Origin of the sequence: Pontivivens nitratireducens, assembly GCF_011290545.1 — a bacterium.
Taxonomy (GTDB): Bacteria; Pseudomonadota; Alphaproteobacteria; order Rhodobacterales; family Rhodobacteraceae; genus Pontivivens; species Pontivivens nitratireducens.
Map to the genome: position 1 here is coordinate 1,108,770 of NZ_CP049811.1, position 18,287 is coordinate 1,127,056.

Genomic DNA, 18,287 nt, shown 5'->3' on the forward strand with positions numbered 1-18,287 from the left:
ATTCGGTCTGCAAAACGGCGAAAGCACCGGTGGGCGCAACGCGCTGACCGGTGGCGATCCCCGGCGCACAGGCCGCGGACCGGAAGACGTGGCTTCCGGGATTGGGGCGTGATTACCTTCTCAAGTCGCCGGGGTCAAGATGCCGGCGGCTCAATGAACCAGAACGGCATAGTTGAGGTATTCCTGCACCGAAGGATCGGCGGGGTCCGCAGCCCCCAGATATTCGACAGGGATGTAGGCCTGTTCAATATCGGAGTTCCAGCAGTCCATCTGATCTTCGGGATCCGTGCCGACGGTATCTGCACAGCTCTGAACCATGACAGGTCCGGTGAAGAACAGCTCCACCACGGCCTCCAGCTCCGCCACATAGGCGCCGGCATAGGCATCGGCCTGTCCGCCATGTGAGACTGGGTTCGACAGGGCCTCACAGTTCACCAGCGCCACGTTCTGACGACGCCGTTCGGTCGTCTGCTCAGCCGAGGGGTTGTGGGAGGTGAACTGGAAATGCTCCGGCAGGCTTCGCACCGCATTGTCGTCGTTCTCCGGCCCGTTGGAGGCGGGATAGGCGAGCAATTCGTTGGTCTGCCGTTCGATCCGCGAATAGCCGTCATACATGCTGAACGACCCTGCCACGTCCCATTCGAACGCGCTGTCGGGATTGTCCAGGTCGAGAGCGTAGGTGTTCATGTACGGAGAATAGTAGGTCGAGAAATACTCAACGAAGCTGGGTACACGCCCGAACATGATGTCGTAGGACGGACTGCCGACCCCGGTGAAATCGAGGGTCGTGTCGACATGGGCGGAGATCAGGTAGAGGTCCAATTCCACCTCGCTTGTCCAGGTGATCACGGCGGTGTCGTCGACCTCCACCTGATAGTCGCGCTGGCTGTTCGCGGGCAGGGAGAAGATTACGCTTCTGTGGTCGGTTTCGAATCCGAAACGGCCGGTCAGATCCATGTCCGTGTAGTTGATGATTCTCCAGCCGGTAATCTCGGAGTTCGAAGCACTGGCGCCCAGGCTGATGACATCGGTATCGGGGGTGGACGCGGTCGCGGCTTCGGCTTCCTCGCCCTCGACGGCGTCACCCTCTGCGGCGGGGTCTGTTTCGGTATCCTCCACCGAGTCTTCGGTCGCATCCCCGGCTGCGGCGTCCTCGGCGGGGGCGTCGGACAGCGGGCCCATGCGCCAGCCGGTCGCGGAATCATCACCTTCGGTGAACGGCAGCGCCATGTACGGGTAGGGGCTGCAGGTGGAGGGGTCCCCCTCCAGGCAGTCGGCGCCCAGCATCGGACCCCATGCACCGCCATGGCCGTCGCCCTTCATGTGGTTTCGACGCGAGGCGGTGTTGACGATGTTGTCGGGATAGGCGGCAAGGGTGAGGATCCAACGTTCGCGTTCGGCGGCAGCGCTGTCGTAATTGCCCTGATACCGGTCGATGCGGTCTTGTCTGTTTCGATCTGCTTGCTCAGCGGCGATCTTGTCAGACCAGCGATCCATGTCGGATTCGGCCTCGGCGATGCGACCCTGCTGGATATAGTCGATATATTCGGCGCGGGTCAGGTGGCCGTGATTGGCGACGTAATCGGGGGAGAACGCGCGATCGGACGTGGTCGGTTGGTTCAGAATGCGGTCCAACGGGGCGTCCCAGATGTCGAACAGGGAATTGAGTGCGGTGGTGATGGTCTCGGGCTCCGCCGCCTTGATGAGGACCTCGCCACCGATGCACTGCATCTGGCTGTCGATGGTGGCCAGCAGACAGGTGTCGCGCAGACGCTCCATCTCCTCGTCCGTGGCGGGATAGGTCCACGGGTCGGTCGATGTGGCCACCCCGGGGTTGCCGTTATAGGCGGCGGCCTCAAACGCGCCGAGGCCGATATCGTCGCACACACCGGCATTGTCGGCGCCGATCTCGTTGCGCGGATCCTTGAACAGGCCGACGCGGATGGCACCGTCATTCGTGCTCAGCGGCATCGGAGAAGTGCTGTCCGCCTGACGGTCGGTCGTCAGGAGCATCCGCGTGCCTTCCTGATTTTCCATGATCTCAGTGAAGGATTGTCCGTCGGCGTTACCCTCGAACGGGTTGCACATCACCATCGTGCTGATCTCACCGCAATAGGAGACCTGCATCCGCGCGACAGCGAACGCGGACAGGTTGATCGAGGTGGTCTTCTCGATCGCGCCGTCATCGGTATTTTCGGCCAGGGCCTGACGCCATGCTGAATCCTGACTGGATGCATCGGCGGTGCCATCACCGTCGACGTCGATGAACATCGTACCTTCATTGATGATATCGCGGCGGGCCTGTTCGGTCACGTCGCTGTTCAGGCCGATCGACAGAAACGCCAGGCGAATGGTGCGGGCCTCAGCCTCGACAAAGACATGTGTGGCCACTTGGGGGGCCTCAGTCTCCAACTCGGCCATCATGGCTTTCGAAAAGGTGCCGGTGTCGTCCACAGGGTTGTCGATCATGAATGTCAGCGGCAGCGCGATTGCGAAGTCTTCCTCATCATCGGTAAAGCTGGAGCTCTGTGCGACAGCCACCGCCGCCGCTGTGGCGCGCTGTATCGAATCCGACTGACCGTCGAGTTCCGCCGCCGCGGCGAGGGCCGCCTTGTCCACGAAGCTCTGCATTTGCGAATGTGCGGAATAGGCGCGTCCGAAATCGATGACCAGTCCGGCGGATGTCAGCAGCATGACCGAGAAGATCACAACCTGAATGGCGACGACTGCGCTGTCGTCCCTTCGAAACCGCTGCACGAAAGGCTGCATCAGCCCGATGATTGCTGCAAACATAGAAATCCCCCACATCCCTGGTCCGAAATCCGTTCACATACGAAGCCCCCACAGCATATATGATCGGACCGCCACGTCGATATGACGCATGGCAAGACACGTGGCAGAATGCCAAAGCAATTTCGTTTGCGCAATCTCCACGCTGGTATCCGGCGACATTTGCAACCAAATAGCGATCGATGACACATGAAGATGTGTCAGGATTGAGGTGGAACAGGAAAAAGTGTTGCGCGATGGACACGTTTAAGGCGAATAAAATAGCAGCTTTGTATCGTTTTGCGCGAATCGAGCACCCAGAATTACTGCGTGATCGCCTCGACGATACGTTAAGCGAACTGGGCATCCGGGGCATTCTGCTGGTCGCGGCCGAGGGGATCAACGGAACGCTGGCCGGTTCCGAGGTCTCGATAGATGCCGCGATCGCCCATCTGCGTGCAATCCCCGGTTGCGAGGGTGTGCAGCCGAAATACAGTTTCTCGGATGTGCAGCCATTTCGCCGCCTGCGTGTGCGGCTCAAGCAGGAGATCGTGACGCTGGGCGCGGGGGAGGTCGATCCGAATGCGGCAGTGGGACGCTATGTTGCGCCGCAGGATTGGAACGACCTGATCGCCGATCCCGACGTGGTGCTGATCGACACCCGCAATGATTACGAGGTCGCCGTCGGCTCGTTTGAGGGGGCGCTGGACCCCGGCACGCGCAGCTTCGGTGAATTTCCCGACTGGTGGCGACGCAATGCGGCGCAGTTCGAGGGTAAGAAAGTCGCGATGTTCTGCACCGGGGGCATCCGCTGTGAAAAATCGACCAGCTGGCTGATCGGGCAGGGGGTGGATGAGGTCTATCACCTACAGGGTGGCATTCTGAAATACCTCGAAGACATGCCGCAGGAGCAAAGCACCTGGCAGGGTGAATGTTTCGTGTTCGATGAGCGTGTGACAGTTGGCCATGGGTTGAAACCCGGCCCGCATGTGCTGTGCGCAGGTTGCCGCAGGCCCTTGGCACCCGACGATCTGACCCGCAACGGATATGAGCGCGGCGTCAGTTGCCATCACTGCATAGATGAACGCACGCCCGAGGATCGCGCCCGGTTCCGTGAACGCCAGCGCCAGATCGATCTGGCCGCCGCGCGGGGTGAGGCGCATCTGACCGGGCAGAAGCCCGAGAGCTGAGGGCGCTGGTCGGCACCCCGCTGCTGTCCTCAGACCTGTTCGATGCGCAGTGCGACCGGGGGGGCAAGGCTGACATCGCTGGCGGCAATCCGGCTCAACGCCGCATCCAGATTGGATCGCAGGCAGTCATGCGTCACGATCAGCACCGGTACATTGGTGCCGTCATGGTCATTCTGCCGCATTCGGTCGATGGAGATCCCCTCATCCGCCAGAATCTGCGCGATCCGCGCCAGGGTCCCCGGCGCATCGGTCAGGGTGAAGCGCAGGTAGTGGCTGGCCGCCCCGGCGCTGGCCGCGCGGTTGGCCGCGCTCAACGAATGGGCCGGTTGCCCGAAGGCTGGAATGCGCAGGCCACGTGCGATGTCCATCACGTCGCCCATGATGGCGGAGGCCGTCGGCCCCTCGCCTGCGCCGGGGCCTGTGAAGACCGTGCGCCCGACAAAATCACCCTCGACCACCACCAGGTTCGTGACGCCCTCCAACTGCCCGATCGAGGAGCGGGCCGGCACCAGAACCGGCTGCATCCGCTGCTCCAGCCCCTCGTCGCTCATCCGGGCGACGCCCAGCAGCTTGACCTTGTAGCCCAGTTCACGGGCCTGCGTGATGTCGGTCAGCGAGATATGCTCGATCCCTTCGATCGTGACACCGTCGAAATCGACGCGCGTGCCGAAGGCTGTGGCGGCGAGCAGGGCGAGCTTGTGCGCCGCGTCAATGCCGCCGACGTCGAAGGCGGGATCTGCCTCGGCGTAGCCGAGCTGTTGTGCGGCGGCCAGCACGTCCTCGTAATCGGCGCCGGTCTCCTCCATCTGCGTCAGGATGTAGTTGCAGGTGCCGTTCATCACGCCCATTACCCGCTCGATCCCGTTGCCGGCCAGACCTTCGGTCAGGGCCTTCATGATCGGGATGCCACCGGCCACTGCGGCCTCGTAGCGCAGGGCGGCGTCGTTCGCCTCGGCCAGTTCGGCCAGCGCCTGACCGTGGCGGGCCATCATGGCCTTGTTTGCGGTCACGACATGCTTGCCCGCAGCCAGCGCGGTTTCCGTCAACACCTTGGCGGGGCCGTCCTCACCGCCCATGACCTCGACGATCAGGTCCACGTCGTCGCGCCGGGCGAGGGCGACGGGGTCATCCTCCCACGCGAAGGCGTCGAGCTTCACGCCGCGATCCTTGCCCCGCGACCGCGCGGAAACGGCGACGATGCGGATTTCACGACCCGAGCGGGCCAGCATCTTGTCCCCATGGGTCTGGACCATGCGCACGATCCCGGTGCCGACTGTGCCGAGCCCGGCAATGGCGATTCGAAGCGGTTGGGTCATGGGATCGTCCTTCATGCGTATGGATCGCGCATGTGTAGGCGAGGGGTCAGTGCCGTGCAACGGGGCTTGATTGCCGGATGGGCTGAACTTCGCTGCGCGGAGCCTCGTGTTCATGCTGTGTTCCGCTTTGCGCGAAAGGGATGACGGGATATGGTGGAGGTAATCCTCAAGCCCCCAATATGATGTGTGCCCATGCCGCGTGACAGTGCCCCTGCCTTTCTGGATGTCGAAACCTCGCTAACCGGGCGTCGCTGGATCGGCATGTCCGAGCAGGAGGCGCGCGCAGCCGCGCAACTGGTGCAGGTTTGCGGCGTGTCCGACCCGGTCAGCCGCGTACTGGCCCGGCGTGGCATCGAAGCGCAGGAGGTTCCGGGCTTTCTGGCGCCCAAGATGCGCGACCTGATGCCCGACCCGTCCTCGCTGAAGGATATGGACCACGCGGTGTCACTGTTCTGCGATCACGTCTGGCGCAAGTCGCGCATCGCGATCTTTGCCGATTACGACGTGGACGGGGGGGCCTCCGCCGCTTTGCTGATCGATTGGCTGCGACAGATGGGGCTGGCGGCGACGCTCTATATTCCTGATCGGATCGACGAGGGGTATGGCCCGAACGTGCCTGCCATGCAGGATTTGGCCGGGGCGCATGATCTGATCCTGTGTGTGGATTGCGGCACGTTGAGCCATGAGCCAATCGCCGCGGCGAAGGCAAAGGGCGCTGATGTCATCGTGCTGGACCACCACCAGGGGGGGGAGGTTCTGCCCCCCGCCGATGCCGTGGTGAACCCGAACCGGCAGGATGAGGACGTGGCCTGCACCTATCTGTGCGCGGCGGGCGTCGTGTTCCTGATGCTGGCCGGTGCCAACCGGGCGATGCGCGGCGACGGCGCGGTTCCCGACCTGATGGGGATGCTCGATCTGGTGGCGCTGGCCACGGTGGCGGACGTTGCACCCCTGATCGGGTTCAACCGGGCGCTGGTGCGTCAGGGGCTGACGGTCATGGCGCAGCGGGCGCGGCCCGGATTGGTGGCGTTGGGCGATGTGGCGGGACTGAACACGCGCCCGTCCGCCTATCATCTGGGGTTCCTATTGGGGCCACGCGTCAACGCCGGCGGGCGCATCGGCGCCGCCGATCTGGGCGCGCGGCTGTTGGCAACCCAGAACCCGGATGAGGCGGCGGCGCTGGCGCAGCGTCTCGAAACGCTCAACCGTGACCGGCGCGAGATCGAGGCGCAGGTGTTGGTGCAGGCGACCCAGCAGGTCGAGGCGCGCGGCACCGATGGCCCGATGGTCTGGGCCGCGGGCGAGGGCTGGCATCCGGGAGTCGTCGGGATCGTCGCTGCCCGTCTGAAGGAAGCATTCAACCGCCCCGCCGTGGTGATCGGGCTGGAGGGCGGCATCGGCAAGGGGTCCGCGCGATCCATCGCCGGCGTCGATCTGGGCGGTGCCGTCGCAATGGCGACACACGAAGGGCATCTGCTGAAAGGCGGCGGTCACGCGATGGCCGCCGGCCTGACCGTGGCGGAGGCGGCGCTGGATTCCGCGATGGAGCGGTTGTCGGCGCTGCTGGCGCGGCAGGGCGCGGGCAAGGCGGGCCCGGCGGACCTGCGCATCGACGGGCTGATCGCCGCAGCAGGCGCGACCCCGGAACTGGTCGAGAGCATTGAGGCCACTGGCCCGTTCGGAGCCGGGGCCGCCGCACCGCGCTTCGCGCTTAGCGCCCAACGCATCGCGTTCGCGAAGCGTGCGGGAGAGAATCACTTGCGCCTGACCCTGACCGGCGAGGGCGGCGGACGGATCGACGCCATCGCATTCCGGGCTTTCGACAGCGATATCGGCCCCGCGCTCAGCGAACATGGCGGGCGCGCGTTCCATATCGCCGGTAAGCTGGAAATCGACGAATGGGGCGGGCGGCGCAAGGTCAAGCTGCGCGTGGATGATGCAGCGCCGGTATGAAGCCCTGAAATCGGTCGTAAGCGTGGCCTTGGTGCATTCTATCGTTGCGGGATCGTGCAACCTCATGAAAAAATCGCCGCAGCTCGGCGGCTGTGACAGCAACGTTCCGGGTGCACCGACACGGTAGCGGGTTGAACGGCGGCGCGCGCACCGTCATGCTGCACGCCCTGTTGTCTTTGAGGAGCGTTGCGAATGCGTGTCGAGCCTGCCCCCCGCATCTGTTTCGTCTCTTCGCAGACTGCTATCGCACATGATGCGATGACCCGGCTGGAATCGGCCTATGGCTCCGTCTCCGCGCATGAAGCGGACGTGATCGTCGCGCTGGGCGGCGATGGGTTCATGCTGTCCACCCTGCACGCGACCGAGGGTCTGGACGCGCCCGTCTACGGCATGAACCGGGGGACCGTCGGGTTCTTGATGAACGCCTATAGCGAGGATGACTTGCTCGACCGGATCACCGCCGCCGAAACGGCCGAAATCCATCCGTTGCGAATGATCGCGACCGACAGGTCGGGTGAGACGCACAGCGCGCTCGCCATCAACGAGGTCTCGCTGCTGCGCATGGGACCGCAGGCGGCGAAGCTGCGGATCGGTATCGACGGGCGGGAACGCATGGCCGAACTTGTCTGCGACGGGGCGCTCGTCTCCACCCCGGCGGGATCGACGGCGTATAACTATTCCGCGCATGGTCCGATCCTGCCCATCGGGGCGGACATTCTGGCGCTGACGGCGATGTCCGCCTATCGCCCCCGGCGCTGGCGCGGGGCGCTGTTGCCATCGCATTCCGAAGTGACCTTTGACGTGCTGGAGCCGGAGAAGCGCGGCATCGCCGCCACCGCCGATTCCGCCGAGGTGCGCGACGTGGTGCGCGTTATCATCCGCTCCGAACCGGAGGTGACACATCGCCTGCTGTTCGATCCCGGCCACGGGCTGGAGGAACGCCTGATCCGCGAGCAGTTCGTCTAAGCATCTTCCGTTCAAATGCCGCGTCATTGGACAGCGCGGTCAGCGCGCCTACCTACAGCATCAACCCCGCCGAAGGAGAGTGCGATGTATCGTCTGGTCATTTGTTTGCTGCTGGCTGCCCTGCCCCTGCGCGCCGAGGAAATCGGTGAGGTCACGACCGCGTGGCGGTTGCTGGGCGCGAACCACCGCATCGTGGTCGAGGCGTTCGACGATCCGGAGGTCGAAGGCGTCTCCTGCTTCGTTTCGCGCGCGCGCACGGGCGGCATAACCGGGTCGCTGGGTCTGGCGGAGGACACGTCGGATGCGTCCATCGCCTGCCGCCAGGTCGGGCCCATCAGCTTCGATCCCGATGAGCTGGATGAAGGCGAGGAGGTGTTCGGCCAGCGCGCATCCATCCTGTTCAAGCGCGTGCAGGTCGTGCGGTTCTATGATGAAGACCGCAACACTCTGATCTATCTGACCTATTCGGACCGCTTGATCGAGGGCAGCCCGAAGAACTCGATTTCAGCCGTGGTGATCCGCGACTGGTAATCCCTAGCGGTAACGCTGCGCAACGACCTGGGCGAGGGTGAAGATGTTCTCACGCTCCGTCGTCTTGAACGTGCCCCGGTCGAGCAGATCACCGAAGGCGGCGATCTTCTCATCCATCGTGCTGGGCTGTCCGATGTCGATCTGGTCCACATCGGTCAGCAACTGTACGCCGTCAAAGGCCTCGATCCCCAGCACGTGATGCGAATAAGCGGCGGCGATTTCCAGCGCTTCCGAAGCGCGGCGCGGATGCCGCGCGCGCGCATATTCGCCGAGGCTGAGCAGGGGGCGCGTCGCGTCGGCCTGCCTGTTCTCGGTCTGCTGCATCGCGCGATCCAGCGCCGAGGACAGCATGTCGTCCGGCAGATCGGGGGCTTGTGTCTCGATATCCTCCACGCTGTCCCGCCGAGGTGGTTCGGTCCCCTCCACCCCGGGGGTGTGGGAGACGACCAAACGCCCCTCCTGAACCGCAGCGGTGACCGGCCCGGTCGTCGCGAGGGCCGATTGCAGTTCGGCCAGCGGCACCACGGATCTGCCGAAGTCGGGGTTGCGCCGCTCGACATCCTCGCAGAACGTGACAAGTCGCTGCAACAAAGGCAGCGGATCTGCGATACCTTCCAGTTCGCACGAGAATGCACCGAAACTGAGGGAGATGCGGGATGTCTGGGTCATGGGGTCGTCCGAATTTCACGTTCGCAACTATTGCCGCGCATATCGGGCAGGGCAAGGGGTCGGTGGCCTGGTGTGACTGATATGGTTCTGAGCACGTCGCGCCCGGTCCTGCTGGTCGGGGGCGCCCCGGTGGACGCGGGCGATCTGGACGCGCTGTCCGGGCGCTATCACCGAATCGTGGCGGCGGATGGCGGGGCGGATCAACTTGCGGGGCACGGCCTGCGCCCGGATGCGATCATCGGCGATCTGGATTCGCTGCGTGCGCCGGCTGGCTGGGGTGACGTGCCGGTGCACCGCATAGCGGAGCAGGACAGCACCGATTTCGACAAGTGTCTGGCGTATGTCGATGCGCCGCTGTTTTTCGCGGTCGGTTTCAGCGGCGGGCGCCTGGATCACGTGCTGGCCGCATTTTCCACCGTGGCGCAGTCGGGCGCGCGGGTCATATTGCTGGGCGACGGCGATCTGTGCTGCCGGTTGAACGGACGCATCCGGTTGGAACTGTTGCCCGGAACGCGGGTGTCGCTGTTTCCGATGGGCCCCGCGCGGGGTGTGTCGAGCACCGGTTTGCGCTGGCCAGTCGATGGGTTGGACATGGCGCCGGCGGGCCGCATCGGCACCTCGAACGAAGCGACCGGTCCGGTGGAGATCGGGATGCAGGGTGGCCCGGTCCTGCTGATCCTGCCGCGCGATTGCCTGAACGAACTTCTCGAAGAGATGGAGGCCTCAGATGCTTAGAAACCTCGTGCTTTGCCTGGCGATCCTGAGCGGATGCGCCACGGGCGGCGGTGCGGTGCAGCCCGCGACCCCGGATGTCGCGCAGGAGGTCGTTCAACGTGTCCTGCAGATGGATTGCGGCGAACTGTCCGCGACGGAGCGGACGTTGAGCCTGATCGAGGAGGGGCAGGTCCTCGCCCGTATCCTGCTCGCCAGTGGGCGACTGGCGGGAACGGGCCTGACCGAGGGGTTGCTGGGTCAGACGGAGGAAGCCCGCCGACAGACCGGGCAATTGGTGGATTTCATGCAACTCGTGCGTTTGTGCCCCCGCTGAGGATCACGGGACCAGCCAGCGCCCGCGCCAGTTCTCGCCCGCAGTGAACAGGGCGCGGCGATGCACGTCGCGGTCCAGATGCAGCAGCTCGACCTCCTGCAGGTGCAGCCGGATGAGAGCGAAATGCGGTTGCCCCTCGAACGTGATGTGCCGGGGATCGGCGATGGGCGTGCCGGGATGCGGCGTCACGCGATAGATCCGCTGACCATGATCGGGCAGGGCAGCAAATGCCTTGGCCGCGATCCGATCATCACTGTGCACTTGCGCAGCCGCCCGGAGGCGGATTTGCAGGGTGTTGTGCGCGTCCCAGACATGCAGGTTGGCTGTCGGATCGGCGCGAAGCTGTGCCACCTTGCCCGCGCGGGCATCACTGTGGATATCGAGCGTTTGCGCCGCCCGTGACACCGCGCGCAGCACCACCGTGCGCATCTGTCCGTCGCCGGTGGAGAGGGTAGGGCGGTTGGTGGCCAGCGTCCGATCCCTCACGCCGCGTTCCAGCAGACCCCACATCAGATCGAGCAGATCATTCATATCCCGTCATTTCCAGATATCCGATGCCGTCGTGACTGCCCTCGACATGGATCGGACCCTCCCAATAGGGAAACAGCGTGTCCATCCAAGCGTCAGGGTTCAGGGGGCGCGTCGTGATGTCCAGCCCCCGCTGCGCGATCTGCACCCGCCACGCGATGGGAACCTGCGGGCCGGAGGTTTGCACCCGCTCCAGTTCGGTAAAGCTGAGCGTGTCGCCGTCCAGCGGGTGCGGCGTGCCGTCCGCCTCTATCCACGTGCCGGAATGGAACGGCGCGCCGCTGTTGTCGCGCAGGCGGAAGGCCATCAACTTCTCTCCACTGGCGAAGTGGATGGAGAACCAGTCCCAGCCGTCCTGAGTCTCGGCCAAGGGCTGCGAGGACCATTCCCGGTCGAGCCATGCCTGACCCGTGACGGGTGTGGAAACCCCGTCGATCTCGATCATCCCGGTCAGGTCGTAGAAGGGTTGCGAATAGTAGTACGAGGCCTGACCAGCCCCCGATTTGACACTGTATCCACCGTCGCCCTGCGCGACAAAGGGTGCCGAGGTCGCGAGGTCGAGCGTATAGGCGAACCCGTCGCCACGCGCCCGAACCGTCACCTCGGTCAGGTCTGGACCTGCTATTTGCCAGTCGTCGATCCAGGCGGCGAATGGTTGCGCGGTGACACCGGCCTGTCCGATGCCGCCCCGGGCGAATGTTTCGGCTACGAAATGGCGATCTGCCGTGGTCAAGGCGGCATGACCCATCCAGATCTGCGGGCTGGCCCAGCCTTCCCCTTCCCCGGGTGCGAGGGCGGAGCGGAACAGCGTCCATTGCGCACCATAGGTCGCCCCGTCCGGGTCGGTCATGTTGGCGGTCAGATACCACCACTCGATCCGGTAGTCGGGATGTGCCGCGTGATCGGTGGGAAAGGTCAGGGTGGCGCCCCGCTCAGGCGTCGCGAACCCCTCCTGCGTGGCTGTGCCCAGACCTGCGAACCCCTGCGCGAAGGCCAGTGTCGGCAACAGCAACAGGAATGCCAGAACTCTCATGATCTACCTCTCGCTCGCAAAGACGCCCAGCAACGTTCGAGGGGCGGTTCGGGCAAGGCGCAACACCGGCAGCCCCGCCGCCACCGCCGCCGTCAGCAACGCCAGCCCGATCAGGCGCAGCCAGTCCATGGGATAGAGGTTCATCGGCAGCCGCCACCCGAACGCCGTCACGTTGATGACATTGGTCAGAACCCACGCCACGCCCAGCCCTATTGGTATGGACAGGATTGCCGTCAGCAGTGCCAGGGCCAGAACCTTCACCAACTCCGCCCGTGCCAGCGCAGCCCGCGTCAGTCCCATCGCCCACAACGGCGCCAGTGACGGCAGCCGCATCAGTTGCAATGTCAGCATCGCCGTCAGAAGGGCCAGCGCCGCCACTGCCAGTGTCAGGATGTTCAGGGCCCCGGTGACGGTGAATGTCCGCTCGAATATGGCAAGGGACAGCGCCTTGATCGCGGCCTGATCGACGACCTGTTCGGATGACAGGCCGAAACGCGCGCGCGCCTCTTCAATCACTTGGGGCGCGTCCGCCGTCCGCAGGGCGAAGCGCAGGCGTTCGATATCGGGATAGCGGGTGGCGAGCAAGCCAACGTCCACCATGACCTGATCGACAGGATTTCCGTAATCCGAATAGATCGCGGTGATCGTCAGGGGCCAGTCCGTGCCATCGGGGGTGGGCAGGATCAGCGTGTCACCGGGGCTCAGATCCCGCCGCGCGGCCATCTGTTCGTTGATCAGTGCGCCGTCGCCGCGGGCGACGGATTGCCACGCGCCGGGCAACGCCTCGATCAGCGGCCAATGCTCGGAATAGGTCGGGTGCTGTGCGACCCCGTAGATGGAGATCGGAACCGCGCCCAGCCGTGCCTCTGCTGACCAGATCGGCAGGACCGCATCCACCCGGTCCGTGGCCCATGCTTGAATGACGCGGCCCTGTTCCGCGTCGCTGGCGGTGACGTAGACCTCCGCGACGAGGCGTTGGTCCAGCCAGCCGGTGAATGTGTCGCGAAAGCTCATCACCATTGTGCCGACACCGATATTTGCGGACAGTGCCAGCAGCAGTGCCATCAGGGCCAGCGACAGACGCGACATCTGCTGTCGCGCATCCGCCCAGCCCCATTGGGACAGCGGCCCGCGCGCATGGGCGGCCCCGATGCGCAGGATTGTTGCCAGCACGACGGGCAGCGCCAGTGCCGCTCCGATCAGCAAGGCTCCCATCAGGACAAACCCCGCCGTCAGGCTGGAGGCGGTGAAACACAGCACCAGCGCCAGCGCGAAGCAGCCCAGTGCCGCGATTCCCTGCCAGAACTGCGCGCGGGCCTGCGCGCCGTGCCAGGCCTCCGGCATTGCTGCCGACAGAAGGGGCATGCGTGCCGTGCGCCACAGCGTATCCCCCGCCGCCAGCGCCGCGCCGCCCATCGCGATCAGCAGTCCGGTCGCCCACCACGCCGGACGCAGCGACAAGCTGCCTGAGACTTGCGCCCCGTACAGACCTTCGAGCGTGGCCGCCACGTCGGGCAGCAGACTGGCCGCGATCAGATAACCCAGTGCCACGCCCGCGATTCCGGCCAGCAGGGCCAGCGCCGTCAGTTCCGCGACCATGACCAGCATCAGACGTCGCAGCGGCACACCCAGTGCTCGCAACGTGCGCAGCATCGGTTTGCGCTGTTCGAAGGCCAGCCCGATGGAGGAATAGACGATGAACAGACCCACGGCGAAGGCCAGAAACCCGAACGCCGTCAGGTTGAGGTGAAAGCTGTCGGTCAACGCCCCGATGCCACCACCGTCCCCGCGCGGGGCAATCCGGTCAAAGACCACGCCGCTTGCCTCGGCTATGGGAGGCGTACCTTGCGCGCCGGGCAGCAGGATCAGGCGGCTCAACTGACCTGGCATTGTCAGCAGCGTTTGCGCCAGGCCGATATCCATCACCAGCGTTCCGGGGGCGATACCTTCGACGACCCGCACGGGCGGCAGGTCGGCATCGCGGGGCAGGGTCGTTGACGCCGATATCAGGATCAATCCGGTCGGTCCGAGGAAATCCGTCAGGTCTGGCCCCTGCAAATCCGGTCGGGCGGGCAGGCTGGTCGGTGCGGTCACGGGGTCGATGCCCAGAACGCGGTAACGCTCCCCCCCCAGGCGCAATGACCCCTCGATCACTGGCGAGACATCCCAGCCCGCGCGGCGCAGGGCGATATACGCCTCCTGATCGAAGGTTTCCGCACCGCGCGGTTGCAGGCTGTCGAACCGGTCGGTGCCCAATGTCGCCGCAGCCTGGGCATAGCTGGCGCGGGCCTCCGCGTTGATTGCCTGCACGCCGGACCACAGCGCGGTCGCGACCGTCAGGCCCAGCAGCAGGGTGACGATCTGGAACGGGCGGCTGCGCCAATGCGACAGCAACGTGCGCAGGATCAGCCGGTTCATAGGGCCGACACCTGCCCCAGGCTCAGATGCACCCGGCGGTCCAGCCGTGCGGCCAGAGCGGCGGAATGCGTCACCATCAGCAGGGTCGCCTGCGTTTCAGCGACCAGATCCAGCAGCAGGTCCATCACCGCGCCGCCCGTCGCCTCGTCCAGATTGCCCGTAGGCTCATCCGCGAGAACCAGCACGGGACGCGCGGCGATCGCACGACCCACCGCGACCCGCTGTTGCTGACCGCCCGAAAGCTGCTCCGGCCAGCGGTCCGTCAGGGCACTAAGCCCCAGCCGTTCCGTCAGCCGCGCCTGCCACGCCGCATCGAAGCGGCCGGCGAGGCGCGCCTGAAACGCGAGATTGTCGCCGACGCAAAGACTGGGGATCAGGTTGAACTGCTGAAAGATTACCCCCACCCGATTGCGCCGCAGGTCGGCGCGGGCGCGATCGTTCAACCCAGCCAGCTCCTGCCCGTCGAGGCGGATCGAGCCTGCGTCGAACGTGTCGAGGGCGGCGATCAGATGCAGCAGGGTGGACTTTCCCGACCCGGACTCGCCGGTCAACGCCACACACTCCCCCCCCGTGACGGCCAGATCGACACCGCGCAGGACCGGCAGCGGCTGCCCCGCCGTTTCGAACGATTTGTGCAGGTCGGTAACAGTCAACATGGGTGCAGGCTCCGCTTGCGGCTGTCGAGAGACTAGCGATTTGCCGCGTGAGCGCCATGGCCATGATCCTGACGTGGCCGACTTCGCGTATTCAAAACCCGCAGCGGAAGGGCCCCCTCCGCTACGGATATGTGATCGGGGCCGGGTCAGTTCGGCGCAGGCGGACGAATGCGGAAGAACAGCGCGTAAAGCACCGGCACGGCCACCAGCGTCAGGACCGACGCGAATGCGAGACCGCCCATGATCGTCACCGCCATCGACGCGAAGAAGGCGTCCGGCAACAACGGGATCATCCCGAAGATCGTCGTACCCGCCGCCAGCACCACGGGGCGCAGACGACTGACCGATCCATCCACCACGGCCTTGTAATCCGGGCTACCTTCCTCACGCTGCAAGTCGATTTCCTCAACCAGAACAATCGCGTTCTTCATCAGCATGCCCGAAAGCGACAGGAAGCCGAGCAGAGCGGTGAAGGTGAAGGGCAATCCCGTCAACAGCAGGCCCAGGACCATGCCCGTCACGGACATCGGCACGACAAGCCACAGGATCAGCGGTTGGCGGATCTTGTTGAACATCAGGATCGAAATCGTCAGCATGACGAGGAAGCCCAGCGGAAGCTGCTTTCCTAGGCTCTCCTGCGCCATCTGGGCGCTTTCGAATTCGCCGCCCCACTCCATCGTATACCCCTCGGGAAGGGCCATGGCCTCAATGTCGGCCCGAACACTTCGGAAGGCTTCATCCGCGGTCAGATCGCCGCGCGCACCGGCGAGGACCGTGATGGTCCGTTCCCGGTCACGGCGGTGAACGAGTGCTTCGGCAGTGCGTGTTTCGAAACCCTCCACCAGGTTGGTGATCGGAACGTAGGATCCAGCCCCATCGGACCACACCGACAGATCGCGAAGACGGTGGACCCCGTCACGCTCACTCTCAGGCAGGCGAAGATGGATCGGGATCACCTCGTCATCCTCGCGCAGTTGACCGACGCGCAAACCGGATGTCCCGTATTGAACGGTGTCCGCGATTGCACCGCGGGTTGCACCGGCCAGGCGCATACGCGATTCATCGACGACGGGTTCGACCAGAATTTCTCGCTGCCGCCAATTGCTACGCGGATTGGTGAGTGTGCCGGCATCCTCGAAAATCCGCATCGCATCATCGGAAAGCTGACGCAGAATGACGGAATCGGGGCCGGAAAACCGCACCGCCACGTCCGCACCGGCAGGGGGGCCGAACACGATCTGTTCGACGCGGATCAGGGCATGGGGAAATTCGGCAGGCAAATCCTGGTTCAGCCGGTTCGCGATTGCCGGGATCGCCTCGGCATCCGCCACCCGAACGATAAGCTGTCCGTAGCTGGAATCCGCCTGCTCCGGATTGTAGGTCAGCATGAAGCGGCTGGCACCGCGCCCTACGAGAGTTGTCACGCCCGTGACGTCTTCCTCCGCCAGAAGAATTTGCTCCAACCGCTCCATCTCATCATCGGTGACATTGATGTCTGTCCCCTGGGGCATCTGGACCTCAACGTAGAAGATCGGCGTGTTCGAGGCGGGAAAGAACGCCTGCTTGACCTGCCCGAAGGCCATGACCGACCAGACGGTAATTCCCACGATCACCAGAACAACCAGCACGCGGGCGCGCAGGGCCATCCAGAGGAATCGGCGGTAAATGCCGTAGAACGCTCCCTTGTACGGATCGTCAGAGACTTCCTTGGGCGCGCGAAGCAGCAGCTTTCCCAAATAGGGCGTGACCGTAACGGCGAGCGCCCAGCTCATCAGCAGGGAGATGCCGATGACCGCGAAGAGTGAGAACAGGAACTCACCGGTCGCATCAGGTGACAGGCCGATCCCGGAAAACGCCATGATCCCGATGACCGTTGCACCCAGCAGCGGGATCGACGTGGCGGTTTCCGTCTCGGCCGCCGCGTCCTCCGCCCGCTTTCCGCGCGCCATGCCGATGACCATACCCTCGGTAATGACAATGGCGTTATCGACCAGCATCCCCATCGCGATGATCAGGGCACCAAGGCTGATCCGTTCCATGGCGATTCCGAATACCGACATAAAGAAGAGTGTAGAGAAAACTGTCAGTCCCAGGGTCGCGCCCACCACGAGGCCCGGTCGCCATCCCATGGTCAGCATCAGCGCGGCAATAACGATACCGACGGATTGGCCGAGACCGACGAGAAAGCTCGAAACGGCCTCGTCCACGACAACGTGTTGTTCGTAGATGGGAACGATCTCGACCCCCTCGGGCAGCGTAGCCTTGAGGCTTTCCAAACGGTCGGCGACCTCATTGCCGACCTCCACCACGTTTCGGTCCGTCAGCGCCGACACGCCCAAGGTGAAGGCGGCGTTTCCGTTTTGCCGAATGATTTGGCTGGGCTGATCAGTCTCATCCCGGGTTACGTGGGCAATATCATAGACCGCTACCTGGCCGACCTGTCCCGCAACGCCGAGGCGCAGTTCCTCGATGCCTTGCGGGCTGACATAGCCGGGCGGAACCGACAGGCTGATCCGGGCGGGGCCTTCAGTTATCTCACCATTGTTCAGGACCTGATTTTCATCCGCCAGAAGGCCCAGGATCTGGTTTGGCGGCAGGCCCAGTTCCGTTAGGCGCGAAGAAGGTATGGAGATATTGATGACCTCTTCGGCCAGACCCTGAACCTCGATCTTGGCAACACCATCGACGGTGATCAGGCCCAGTCGCAGGCGGGTCGCCAGATCGCGTTGTTCCGTCGGGCTTAACCCTTCGGTCGTGACCGCATAGAACATGCCATAAACGTCGCCGAAATCATCGTTGATGATCGGCGGCTGCGCGCCTGTGGGAAGTTGCGCCTCCACGTCGCTGATGCGGCGGCGCATCTCGTCCCAGACCTGTGGAATTTCATCCGGGCCATAGGTCATCTCGATCTCGACGGTGATCTGCGCCATGCCGGGCATGGACTTCGATTCCACACGGTCCAGCTGCTTCATCTGTTGCAGCGCGTTTTCCACGACGTCGGCAACTTCCTCTTCAACTTCCTCGGCTGTAGCACCGGGATAGGGCACGAAGACAAGCGCCGTCTTGAGGGTGAAGCTGGGGTCTTCGAGACGACCCACCGTGGTCAGCCCCCAATAACCGCCAACGAGACAGAAGATGATGGCGAGCCAAACCGCCACAGGACGTTTGATGCTCGCGCGTGAGATGCTGAATGCCATGAATCTATCCGGT

Annotated in this window: 14 protein-coding genes; 6 read left to right on the forward strand and 8 right to left on the reverse strand. The window is 64.3% G+C overall.

Going from position 1 to position 18,287, the window contains the following annotated elements; all coding sequences use genetic code 11:
- Positions 1–150: 150 nt before the first annotated feature.
- A complete protein-coding gene (locus G8E03_RS05415; RefSeq protein WP_166189506.1) occupies positions 151–2,793 on the reverse strand; it encodes a TadE/TadG family type IV pilus assembly protein in 2,643 nt (880 codons plus the stop codon).
- Positions 2,794–3,026: 233 nt separating this feature from the next.
- Between G8E03_RS05415 and trhO the strand changes: the two genes are divergently transcribed.
- Positions 3,027–3,959, forward strand: a complete 933-nt coding sequence (trhO, locus tag G8E03_RS05420) for an oxygen-dependent tRNA uridine(34) hydroxylase TrhO (RefSeq protein WP_166189509.1) — start codon at positions 3,027–3,029, stop codon at positions 3,957–3,959.
- 29 nt (positions 3,960–3,988) lie between these two features.
- Here the strand turns inward: trhO and G8E03_RS05425 are convergent, their stop codons facing one another.
- Complete coding sequence (locus G8E03_RS05425) at positions 3,989–5,275, reverse strand: homoserine dehydrogenase (protein WP_166189512.1); 1,287 nt, start codon at positions 5,273–5,275, stop codon at positions 3,989–3,991.
- 192 nt (positions 5,276–5,467) lie between these two features.
- On the opposite strand from G8E03_RS05425, the gene recJ reads away from it, so the two are divergent.
- The 3 genes from recJ to G8E03_RS05440 all read left to right on the forward strand — a co-directional run bounded on the left by recJ (position 5,468) and on the right by G8E03_RS05440 (position 8,725).
- The gene (recJ, locus tag G8E03_RS05430) at positions 5,468–7,228 is read left to right on the forward strand and encodes a single-stranded-DNA-specific exonuclease RecJ (RefSeq protein ID WP_166189514.1); all 1,761 of its coding nucleotides are present in this window, start codon (positions 5,468–5,470) and stop codon (positions 7,226–7,228) included.
- 192 nt (positions 7,229–7,420) lie between these two features.
- On the forward strand, positions 7,421–8,194 hold the full coding sequence (locus G8E03_RS05435; protein WP_166189516.1) for an NAD kinase: 774 nt from the start codon (positions 7,421–7,423) through the stop codon (positions 8,192–8,194).
- An 84-nt stretch (positions 8,195–8,278) separates the two neighbouring features.
- Positions 8,279–8,725 carry a CreA family protein gene (locus tag G8E03_RS05440; RefSeq protein ID WP_166189519.1) on the forward strand — a complete coding sequence of 149 codons (447 nt, stop codon included), beginning with the start codon at positions 8,279–8,281 and terminating at the stop codon, positions 8,723–8,725.
- A 3-nt stretch (positions 8,726–8,728) separates the two neighbouring features.
- On the opposite strand, the gene G8E03_RS05445 is transcribed toward G8E03_RS05440, so the two are convergent.
- Positions 8,729–9,394: a hypothetical protein gene (locus G8E03_RS05445; RefSeq protein ID WP_166189521.1), complete on the reverse strand. Its 666-nt coding sequence runs from the start codon at positions 9,392–9,394 to the stop codon at positions 8,729–8,731.
- An 81-nt stretch (positions 9,395–9,475) separates the two neighbouring features.
- Here G8E03_RS05445 and G8E03_RS05450 point away from each other — a divergent pair, with 81 nt between their 5' ends.
- A complete protein-coding gene (locus G8E03_RS05450) occupies positions 9,476–10,129 on the forward strand; it encodes a thiamine diphosphokinase (RefSeq protein WP_166193899.1) in 654 nt (217 codons plus the stop codon).
- On the forward strand, positions 10,122–10,442 hold the full coding sequence (locus G8E03_RS05455; RefSeq protein WP_166189523.1) for a hypothetical protein: 321 nt from the start codon (positions 10,122–10,124) through the stop codon (positions 10,440–10,442). The genes G8E03_RS05450 and G8E03_RS05455 overlap by 8 nt, the downstream gene beginning before the upstream one ends.
- A gap of 3 nt (positions 10,443–10,445) precedes the next feature.
- Here G8E03_RS05455 and G8E03_RS05460 read toward each other — a convergent pair whose 3' ends face one another.
- The 5 genes from G8E03_RS05460 to G8E03_RS05480 form a co-directional block, all read right to left on the reverse strand.
- Positions 10,446–10,973, reverse strand: coding sequence for a pyridoxamine 5'-phosphate oxidase family protein (locus tag G8E03_RS05460; protein WP_166189525.1), 528 nt, complete (start codon positions 10,971–10,973; stop codon positions 10,446–10,448).
- The gene (locus G8E03_RS05465; RefSeq protein ID WP_166189527.1) at positions 10,966–12,003 is read right to left on the reverse strand and encodes a lipocalin-like domain-containing protein; all 1,038 of its coding nucleotides are present in this window, start codon (positions 12,001–12,003) and stop codon (positions 10,966–10,968) included. Before G8E03_RS05465 ends, G8E03_RS05460 begins: the two co-directional genes overlap by 8 nt.
- Positions 12,004–12,006: 3 nt before the next feature.
- Positions 12,007–14,421, reverse strand: a complete 2,415-nt coding sequence (locus tag G8E03_RS05470; protein WP_166189530.1) for an FtsX-like permease family protein — start codon at positions 14,419–14,421, stop codon at positions 12,007–12,009.
- Positions 14,418–15,077: an ABC transporter ATP-binding protein gene (locus G8E03_RS05475; RefSeq protein ID WP_166189532.1), complete on the reverse strand. Its 660-nt coding sequence runs from the start codon at positions 15,075–15,077 to the stop codon at positions 14,418–14,420. Before G8E03_RS05475 ends, G8E03_RS05470 begins: the two co-directional genes overlap by 4 nt.
- A gap of 146 nt (positions 15,078–15,223) precedes the next feature.
- On the reverse strand, positions 15,224–18,274 hold the full coding sequence (locus tag G8E03_RS05480) for an efflux RND transporter permease subunit (protein WP_166189534.1): 3,051 nt from the start codon (positions 18,272–18,274) through the stop codon (positions 15,224–15,226).
- Positions 18,275–18,287: the final 13 nt, after the last annotated feature.

Excerpts from the sequence above, each read along its gene's own strand:
- G8E03_RS05470 (WP_166189530.1), bottom strand. The coding sequence starts at position 14,421 with ATGAACCGGCTGATCCTGCGCACGTTGCTGTCGCATTGGCGCAGCCGC.
- G8E03_RS05425 (WP_166189512.1), bottom strand. The coding sequence starts at position 5,275 with ATGACCCAACCGCTTCGAATCGCCATTGCCGGGCTCGGCACAGTCGGC.
- G8E03_RS05435 (WP_166189516.1), top strand. The coding sequence starts at position 7,421 with ATGCGTGTCGAGCCTGCCCCCCGCATCTGTTTCGTCTCTTCGCAGACT.
- G8E03_RS05460 (WP_166189525.1), bottom strand. The coding sequence starts at position 10,973 with ATGAATGATCTGCTCGATCTGATGTGGGGTCTGCTGGAACGCGGCGTG.
- G8E03_RS05440 (WP_166189519.1), top strand. The coding sequence starts at position 8,279 with ATGTATCGTCTGGTCATTTGTTTGCTGCTGGCTGCCCTGCCCCTGCGC.
- G8E03_RS05445 (WP_166189521.1), bottom strand. The coding sequence starts at position 9,394 with ATGACCCAGACATCCCGCATCTCCCTCAGTTTCGGTGCATTCTCGTGC.
- recJ (WP_166189514.1), top strand. The coding sequence starts at position 5,468 with ATGCCGCGTGACAGTGCCCCTGCCTTTCTGGATGTCGAAACCTCGCTA.
- G8E03_RS05450 (WP_166193899.1), top strand. The coding sequence starts at position 9,476 with ATGGTTCTGAGCACGTCGCGCCCGGTCCTGCTGGTCGGGGGCGCCCCG.
- trhO (WP_166189509.1), top strand. The coding sequence starts at position 3,027 with ATGGACACGTTTAAGGCGAATAAAATAGCAGCTTTGTATCGTTTTGCG.
- G8E03_RS05455 (WP_166189523.1), top strand. The coding sequence starts at position 10,122 with ATGCTTAGAAACCTCGTGCTTTGCCTGGCGATCCTGAGCGGATGCGCC.
- G8E03_RS05480 (WP_166189534.1), bottom strand. The coding sequence starts at position 18,274 with ATGGCATTCAGCATCTCACGCGCGAGCATCAAACGTCCTGTGGCGGTT.
- G8E03_RS05475 (WP_166189532.1), bottom strand. The coding sequence starts at position 15,077 with ATGTTGACTGTTACCGACCTGCACAAATCGTTCGAAACGGCGGGGCAG.
- G8E03_RS05465 (WP_166189527.1), bottom strand. The coding sequence starts at position 12,003 with ATGAGAGTTCTGGCATTCCTGTTGCTGTTGCCGACACTGGCCTTCGCG.
- G8E03_RS05415 (WP_166189506.1), bottom strand. The coding sequence starts at position 2,793 with ATGTTTGCAGCAATCATCGGGCTGATGCAGCCTTTCGTGCAGCGGTTT.